This is a genomic window from Citrobacter sp. Igbk 14 (genome assembly GCF_028069825.1).
Taxonomy (GTDB): Bacteria; Pseudomonadota; Gammaproteobacteria; order Enterobacterales; family Enterobacteriaceae; genus Citrobacter.
In genome coordinates, this window is the sequence record NZ_JANEWM010000134.1 from 1 (window position 1) to 1933 (window position 1933).

At 42.6% G+C, this 1933-nt stretch carries 3 protein-coding genes; 1 reads left to right on the forward strand and 2 read right to left on the reverse strand.

Annotation, left to right across the window (positions count from 1 at the left end; genetic code table 11):
* Positions 1–31: 31 nt before the first annotated feature.
* Together NNN64_RS22740 and NNN64_RS22745 are read right to left on the reverse strand one after the other, a co-directional pair.
* Positions 32–454 (reverse strand): hypothetical protein, encoded by a 423-nt coding sequence (locus tag NNN64_RS22740; RefSeq protein ID WP_271442872.1) that lies wholly within the window; start codon positions 452–454, stop codon positions 32–34.
* Positions 455–552: 98 nt separating this feature from the next.
* Positions 553–999: a helix-turn-helix domain-containing protein gene (locus tag NNN64_RS22745; RefSeq protein WP_000527682.1), complete on the reverse strand. Its 447-nt coding sequence runs from the start codon at positions 997–999 to the stop codon at positions 553–555.
* A 171-nt stretch (positions 1000–1170) separates the two neighbouring features.
* On the opposite strand from NNN64_RS22745, the gene NNN64_RS22750 reads away from it, so the two are divergent.
* Positions 1171–1933: phage/plasmid replication protein, II/X family (locus NNN64_RS22750; protein WP_271442873.1), on the forward strand; the 763-nt coding region annotated here is incomplete at its 3' end.

A 1933-nucleotide genomic window follows, 5' to 3' on the forward strand; every position in this document is an offset into this window, starting at 1 on the left:
TCTTTTTATTTTTGACTATTTTTATTAGGAACTACCAGTAATATGAATTTCTTCTGTGCCACCAATAAAGTAGTCCGTATCCGATGATAAGAATTCCGAAGAACATTAGAGACATTCCCCAGCCAGTTCCGTACCACGAAACCATATTATTGAGAACCAATCCGCCCATGTCACGAACTCCGGCAGCTTCCTCAAGAATTGGTTTGAAAACCGGAATCAGAAGGGCAATGGCCAGCGGGGTACCCCAGCGAACAAGGCCCGTTTCCATCTTGATCCCGAAAAAGATCCCGCCGCCGACAACAACAAGCCAGGCAATCAGGCTTGGGGCTGTTTCTAAAGCTGTTTGCCATTCAACATCAAATGTCTTCATCAGCCAGCCCATGATAACTAAGAAGAAAACGGCAACACCGACGAAAACCAGTTCAATGCCATTTGTTTCACTATTACTGCTCATTCCTTCGATCCTTTTCCTGTCCAAAATTCGCTCAAATCTGGAACGTGCAGTGTAGGTAATACTGCACGTTTGTCTCATTCCTGAGACTGTTAATCCTTTTACTCTTCTCCAGACACCGCTTTTTTCATAAACATTTTAGTACTGTAAGTGTATGAACTTAAGGCAGAAACCTGCCTTGCGAGTGCCAGAATATCTTGTTTTTCCAGTGTCCTGATGTTCCACACGATGAAATTATGTGCGTTAGTGGTTTCTTCATCAGTATATCCATCCGCAGAAGTGATTAGCTTCCGCTCGGTAGCTTCTTCTTTAACATCAAGAGCATAGCCATAAGCTAAGGTGTTTAAGTCTGCACCCGTAATTTTAGCTATCTGAATGATGTCACTGAATTTAGGTTCAGTTTTGCCGGACGCTATCCTGACCAGCGTACTCACGCTAATGCCAGTCTTCTCGGCCAGTTCTTCATAAGTCGAGTGTTCCAGAATTACCTTTTTGATACGTTCTGCTCTCTGTTTGTCCGCCATAACTTCATGCTCATTGTTGCCCATCTACTTGGCTCCATCTTAACAGTGGTTTTTCAATAGTTAGATTTGATGCTCATTTCTGACAATTTAAACATTGCAAATGTATTGACTGTCAGATCTGAGCATATTACATTGTGACCATTCAATCTGCTCACAAATGACTATTGACACATATTTTGATGGGTGTGACTACTTATGATCGACTGGTTTACCGGAATCCTGCCTTGCACACACCGACCGTTACCGGCTGGTAGTGTCGTCAGCGTCGATGCTGACGGTGCAGTGGAGTGGGAAACAGTAAAACGGTTGACCGTTCGCGGTTCGCATGAGTCCACAATGAAAGTAAGGTCTGTTGGATCTGATGGTGAAGGTCGGGCAACACATCTCTACATTGACGGTAATCCATCAAAGTTTTTGCAAGGTCACTCTGTTATCGGTTCCGACGATTTGCAAGGGTTGGTGTTAACAGCTTACGCCAGAATATTGGCATTACTGCATATTCCTCATGATCTACCATCCTATCGGCAGGTCATGGAAGGGCAATTTAAGATCTCGCGCATCGATATCAATTACATGTATTCATTGTCAACATTAGAAAATGTCCGCGCATGGTTATATGCCGCAGAATTTAAAGCTAAAACTCGCCACGGTCGCGCCTGTGGTAAAGGTGGCACTGTTTACTTAGGGAAAAACTCCCGTCGTTGGAGCCTGAAATTTTATTCAAAATATGATGAGCATACATCTGGCAAAAAAGGGCACCAGATGGCAGACGAATTCGTTAAAGCTGGTTTACTGGACTGGTCAAAAGATAAATTACGCATTGAATTAACATTAAGAACAACTGAATTAATTGATTTGAATCTTACGCTTGGTAATGGCTGGAATATTGAGACGCCCAATAAATTATTCTCTGACTATGTAGGGAGAATAGAAATGAATCAAAATACCATATTAACTG

What these genes read in the sequence shown, in the direction of transcription:
- NNN64_RS22740 (WP_271442872.1), bottom strand. Translation starts at nt 454, where the DNA reads ATGAGCAGTAATAGTGAAACAAATGGCATTGAACTGGTTTTCGTCGGT.
- NNN64_RS22745 (WP_000527682.1), bottom strand. Translation starts at nt 999, where the DNA reads ATGGGCAACAATGAGCATGAAGTTATGGCGGACAAACAGAGAGCAGAA.